Source organism: Vibrio sp. AND4, assembly GCF_000171815.1.
In the GTDB taxonomy this organism is placed as follows: domain Bacteria; phylum Pseudomonadota; class Gammaproteobacteria; order Enterobacterales; family Vibrionaceae; genus Vibrio.
On the sequence record NZ_ABGR01000058.1, the window covers coordinates 1 to 5,724 of the forward strand.

Genomic DNA, 5,724 nt, shown 5'->3' on the forward strand with positions numbered 1-5,724 from the left:
TTATTCTTTTTCGCAGCAATCCAGCTACTAATAGTGCTCCCTGCATCTATCCTTGATTGTGGCTAAATCCTTTAACCGAGTTCCCTGTTCATCGCCTTCCTAGCGGTGTCCATTCTTGCCTATCGTCCTGACGGGCGAACTCTTCCTAGAGTTTAACGACATCCTTGCTGATAACTCATCCTAAGCTACCAAATCTTCATCCTGAAGATACCCAATCCTTTAGGTTTTTCCTGTTCCCGCCAACATCCTGTCGACACGAGAAGTATTGTTGTTTTTCTGAGTACTCTCAATTGGCTAGGTAAAAAAACTTTCATGTCGAATATTGCTAAATAAATTAAAGTTTCTACTTTTCATGTTCTTAGGTACTTATCTTCTTATTTTTCTGGTAAGAAATGGTCATTTTGCTCACATTTTATGTAAGAGATCTCGCACAAGGTGGTGAGCAAATATACTAATTAAAGTGTTTTTTACCCAGTTACAAAGCTTGCTAAAGATCACAAATTGGATTGTCGCGGTAAGAGGCCGAAGCGACTTTTTAGTTGCTGGTTGTTGTAAAATCACTATTAAGATTCAATGACAGAAGGAATAGGGAACTTGATTGCCATTAATCTGTCATATTCAGTGGATAAGTTACTTCTTGCAATAAGATAAAGCACAGTTGAGCGGTTCAAACACCGACTTCGCCTAACGTGTTTTGAGGTAATGATGAAAATTTATCCATTCCCCATTAAATTGAGGGAGTAAACCTTAGACAATAAGCTCATGACGAGCGCTACCTATTAAAGATAAGGGAGATCGCTATGAAAAAGATGAGAAGAGCACAGTTGCATCGTGTACGTATCCAATACTGGAAAGACACAAAAACTGACGCTAACAAAAAAGCATAGTTAACCACACTCGTGACACTGAGCTGGCAATGGAGGAACTGCCTTCCATAACGTGCCAGCTCTAAAATTATCTGGCACACCTAACTCTCTAAAATATCGAAGTTTCCTGAAACCTTAAGTTTCCCAAATCCCAGTACTTCACAAGAGAGAAAGCCCTCAGCTTCCAAATTATCCGCTTTTTAAGTTCCCGGCACTTTAAAAACGCATTGGACTTAAACGCAAAAAAGCCAGTCCGAAGACCAGCTCTCTCTATTACTTTCTCAACTCTGTATTATAGAATGACTCAGTAATTACAGGTAGTTAGCGTCAACCAGTTCACCAGCTTTAGCGCTGCTTACTTCAGGGCGAGCTTGTAGCCAAGCCAAAACTTGCGCTTTCTGTTCTTCAGTTGCGCTCTCGTAACGCTCTGTTGAACATAGGAAGCCTTCGAACAGCTCTAGACCGCCACCGCCAAAGCACAGGTTTAGACCATCAATGTAGTCGATAAACTCATCAACGAATGTATCGTAACGATCGAAGTCGTTGATATCTGTTTCACAGCTGATCTCAAAACCTAGGATAGCAAATTCAGCTAGGAATAGTTTTTTACGCAGACGACGATTTTTGTTATCGATTTTATCTAATTTCATGATTATCTCTCGTGGATGATTTAAATGCTCTGATGCGATCCCACGTTTTTAGGTGCATGTTTTGAGGCAACGTGGCTATAAACTTTGTACCCCTAAAACAGGCTTAGCCCAAGAAAAATCTGGAGTACAGAGGATAGATAAGGGCTTTATAACATTTTCTAAACGCAAAGTTCATAAAGAAAGACTATTTCTGTCATTTTTCTCTTCCAAACTTCCTCTCGCTTAATTATTTACAAACTTATAAATCAACTAAACACTGGGAAAGCAATACCATGAGCAAGGAAACCTTCGACGCGACGCGTTTCAATCAAAGCAATAACAAGCCTTTTGAAGAAGTACTGGAAGCGAGCCTATCTCGACGTAGTATTTTAAAAAGTGGCCTAGGTATCAGTGCGATGACCGCGTTTGGTGCATTTGGCCTATCTGGGTGTAATGGCTCTGGCTCTAGCACCTCAGCTGGTAACGGTTCTGAGATTTCTCGCGCAGTATTGAATTTTGACTCTATTCCGGGCTCGTTGACGGATGCAGTTTCGATTCCGCAGGGCTACGTTGCACAAGTTCTGGTTCCATGGGGCACGCCTCTAAATGCGCAAGGTAAGGCTTGGAAAGAGGATGGCAGTAATACGAGCGCTGATCAGCTCAATGCGCTTGGCATGCATCATGACGGCATGCACTTTTTTCCGCTAAACAATAGCGACACTGATGGACTATTGTGTATTAACCATGAATACATCGATACTTCAGCATTGCATCCAAGCGGTCCGACCGTTGTGGGCGGTGTGCGTACTATCGTTGACGAAGTTCGTAAAGAAATTAATGCGCATGGGGTATCAGTGGTTCGTGTTCAGCTAGAAAATAATGTGTGGAAGCTGGTGGATACTGATCCACTAAACCGCCGTTATACAGGCGCGACGGTGATGGATTTGTCAGGTCCGATGGCAAATACAGAATTAACCGTAACACGTTTTTCACCAGACGGTAGCCAAGCACGCGGCACTCTTAACAACTGCGGTAATGGCTTTACCCCTTGGGGCACCTACCTAACGTGTGAAGAAAACTGGCCAGGTTACTTCGTCAACTCGGGCGTTCGTACTGAAGAGCAAGATCGTATTGGTGTGGATGACGAACGCACTCGCTACCTTTGGGAAACGTTGGCGGGTGACGCTGAAGAACGTTTGGACGAGTTTACGCGATTCAATGTTGAGCCAACGGGCGTGAGTGCATTGGATGATTACCGTAACGAAGCAAATGGTCATGGGTACATCGTTGAAATTGACCCTTACACGCAAAACTCACGCGCGAAGAAGCGCACGGCACTGGGCCGTTTCCGTCATGAAGGTTGCACTTTCGGTAAGCTTGAAGAAGGTAAGCCAGTGGTCTTTTACTCTGGGCACGACTCTCGTTTTGAGTACCTATACAAATTTGAGTCAGCGGCAGCATGGGAACCCGCAGATGCTAATCCAGCAAACCGCTTAGCGACGGGTGATAAGTACATGGATGAAGGTACACTTTATGTAGCGCGTTTCAACGAGGATGGCTCAGGTACTTGGTTACCCCTGACGTTAGACAGCACCACGGTATCGGGGGGGAAATTGGCAGATAGTTTCAATTCTTTAGCCGAAATTATCCTTAATACAGCAGGAGCAGCGGATCTCGTTGGCGCAACACCCATGGATCGTCCAGAGTGGTGTACGGTTGATCCGTTTACAGGTTCGGTTTATTTAACGCTAACGAACAACACCAAGCGTACTGAGGAGACCAACCCTGCTAATCCGCGTCTGAACAACAAATTTGGTCATGTTATTCGCTGGGATGAAGGCGAAGCGGCAACGGACTTTGCTTGGGACATCTTCGTTTTTGGCGCTCCAGCGAACGGCGATATGGATACCAACCGCTCTGGCTTGACAGAACTAAACCAATTTGCGAGCCCTGACGGGTTGGCGTTTGATCCACGTGGTATTCTATGGATTCAAACGGACAACGGCGCAGATGAAGTGACGTCTTACACTAATGACCAAATGCTTGCGGTTGTACCTTCGAAGCTGACGGATGAAAATGGTACGCAGAAGGTGATTGGTGCAGAGAACCAAGCTGAGCTGAAGCGCTTCTTTGTTGGTCCTAACGGCTGTGAGGTGACAGGCTTTACCATCAGTCCAGATTACAAGTCCTTGTTCGTCAACATTCAGCATCCCGGCAATTGGCCATACAGCGACAACGCAGCGGAAGAAACACCAGCGGGAGTGACACTGCGTCCACGTGCTGCAACGGTGGTCATTCGTCGTGAAGATGGCGGCGAAATTGGTGTTTAGTGACTCGGTCAGACAGCCAAGTAGCAAATGCGACTAAATAGCAAGTATCGCCAAGGCTAGAAACAAAAAACGGCTCTATACAACAGAGCCGTTTTCGCTGGCACCGTGCCTGTTTAAGCTTGGCTGGTCAATTCAGTTTGCTTTTTTCTTGCCGAGCGAAATGTTATGCCAATAAGCACCATGACGATCGTTGGAACAATCCAGCTGGCAAAGTAGTGGTATAACGGCATGCTATTATCCAACCACTGGTTGGCTGCTTTTGGCATGTAATCAAGGATGTGAAGCGCGTCCACACAACCAAACACTAGTGCAGTCAATGCGGTCATTACCACCATAATTTGTGACAGCTTATTGCGAACTGGAGCCATGATCATTAGTGCAATCGCCACTGGGTGCAGCACCACAACCACAGGTAATGTGATGGCAAGCAGTTGCTCAAGGCCCAGGTTGGCGATCAAGCCCGCTAACACCATTGTCGTAATAACACAGCCCTTGTAGTTCAACTTGCTGAAAGTGTTGTCATAGAACTCACTGCCTGCTGTTGTTACGCCGATTGCTGTAGTCAAACATGCTAAAACCATGACAGCGCCGAGTAGAAGTGAGCCAAACGCTCCAAAGTGGTTGAAGGTGAACGCCGTTAGGATGTCGCCGCCATTGCTGAACTCTGATCCCAAATATGAGCTCGTTGATCCAATATAAGCTAATGAAATATATACAAAAGCCATGGATGCAGCGTACATCAAAGCGGCAATTAGCGTGTATTTTGCCGTTGCTTTCGGACAGTTGACGCCCATGCTGCGAATTGCACGGAAGATGATCCAACCAAAGCCGATAGAGCCTAGCGCATCCATAGTCATATAGCCTTGCGTCAAGCCTTCTGCGAATGCGGTAGATACATATGGACCAGTGGCTGTGGTGAGCTCACCGCCGGGGTAAGCCAGAGCGGTGAGTGACATAATAACTAGGATAGCCATTAATGCAGGGGTTAAGATCTTCCCTAGGTTGTCGACCAATTTACCGGGATACAGAGCGAATAGGGTGCTGATAACACAGAAAGCAATGGTGAAAGGCACTAAAGCGGTATCGCCAAACATTGGTGCAAAGCTAAATTGGTAAGCAACGGTAATAGCACGTGGAATCACGAATGCTGGGCCTATTACAATAAATAACATCACCCAAAAGCTGGTTGCCAAAGATTTAGGTAGGGCAGCGGTTAGTTTGTCCGAACCGTTTACAATAGCCACCATTACAAGTGCCAATGCAGGTAGGCCTACACCTGTTAAGAGGAAGCCAGACATCCCGCTCAGAAAGTTTTCACCTGCTTGGTAACCCAAAAATGGAGGGAAGATCAGGTTGCCCGCGCCTAAGTACATGGCAAAAGTCATGAAGCCCAAAGCGGCAATATTACGTGCGCTTAACATTGTTATTCCTTTTACGTTTCGCTTGGAAGAAACTGAAAGGAATGGGAGGAGTATGTTGTGTTCCCGTCAGTTTCTTATCAAGCTGACAGAAAGTTTACATATGACCTGTCAGCTCTGAACCCGTTTCAGAGAGAGCAGGAGGATCGCAGCAGTGACGCCAGATGGGCGTTTTAAAGCGCATATAGGTTGAGCCGTTGCTGACATGGATGATCCTTAATGACAAAAAACCAAGGAATACGTTTGCCTTGGTGGTGAGTTACCCTAACGAACACTAGGCTATTAGCACAAGCCCGAAGTAGGAAATAAGTTGATGTGGTCAATATTTGTTTATTAAATGGTGGATTGAACTGGTATTAAAGCTCAAACTTAGAATAAATGATTTTTCATTCTGTTAACATGATCAGTATTTCGTTTTTCTATCTATCGTCATGCGGACTGAAGCTGGCAAAGCCGAGATACACTGTCATGCCGAGGTGGA

General features: G+C 45.4%; 3 protein-coding genes. 1 reads left to right on the forward strand and 2 read right to left on the reverse strand.

Annotated features, from left to right (window positions below; all coding sequences use genetic code 11):
• Window positions 1-1,177: 1,177 nt before the first annotated feature.
• Window positions 1,178-1,516, reverse strand: coding sequence for a YggL family protein (locus AND4_RS18210; protein ID WP_009844456.1), 339 nt, complete (start codon window positions 1,514-1,516; stop codon window positions 1,178-1,180).
• A gap of 272 nt (window positions 1,517-1,788) precedes the next feature.
• On the opposite strand from AND4_RS18210, the gene AND4_RS18215 reads away from it, so the two are divergent.
• Window positions 1,789-3,825 carry a PhoX family phosphatase gene (locus tag AND4_RS18215; RefSeq protein WP_009844457.1) on the forward strand — a complete coding sequence of 679 codons (2,037 nt, stop codon included), beginning with the start codon at window positions 1,789-1,791 and terminating at the stop codon, window positions 3,823-3,825.
• Window positions 3,826-3,938: 113 nt separating this feature from the next.
• Here AND4_RS18215 and brnQ read toward each other — a convergent pair whose 3' ends face one another.
• Entirely contained in the window at window positions 3,939-5,246 is a 1,308-nt protein-coding gene (gene brnQ, locus AND4_RS18220) for a branched-chain amino acid transport system II carrier protein (RefSeq protein ID WP_009844458.1), read from the reverse strand.
• Window positions 5,247-5,724: the final 478 nt, after the last annotated feature.

Bases quoted from the DNA above. Each gene is read 5' to 3' on its own strand.
- AND4_RS18210 (WP_009844456.1), bottom strand. From the start codon at position 1,516: ATGAAATTAGATAAAATCGATAACAAAAATCGTCGTCTGCGTAAAAAA.
- AND4_RS18215 (WP_009844457.1), top strand. From the start codon at position 1,789: ATGAGCAAGGAAACCTTCGACGCGACGCGTTTCAATCAAAGCAATAAC.
- brnQ (WP_009844458.1), bottom strand. From the start codon at position 5,246: ATGTTAAGCGCACGTAATATTGCCGCTTTGGGCTTCATGACTTTTGCC.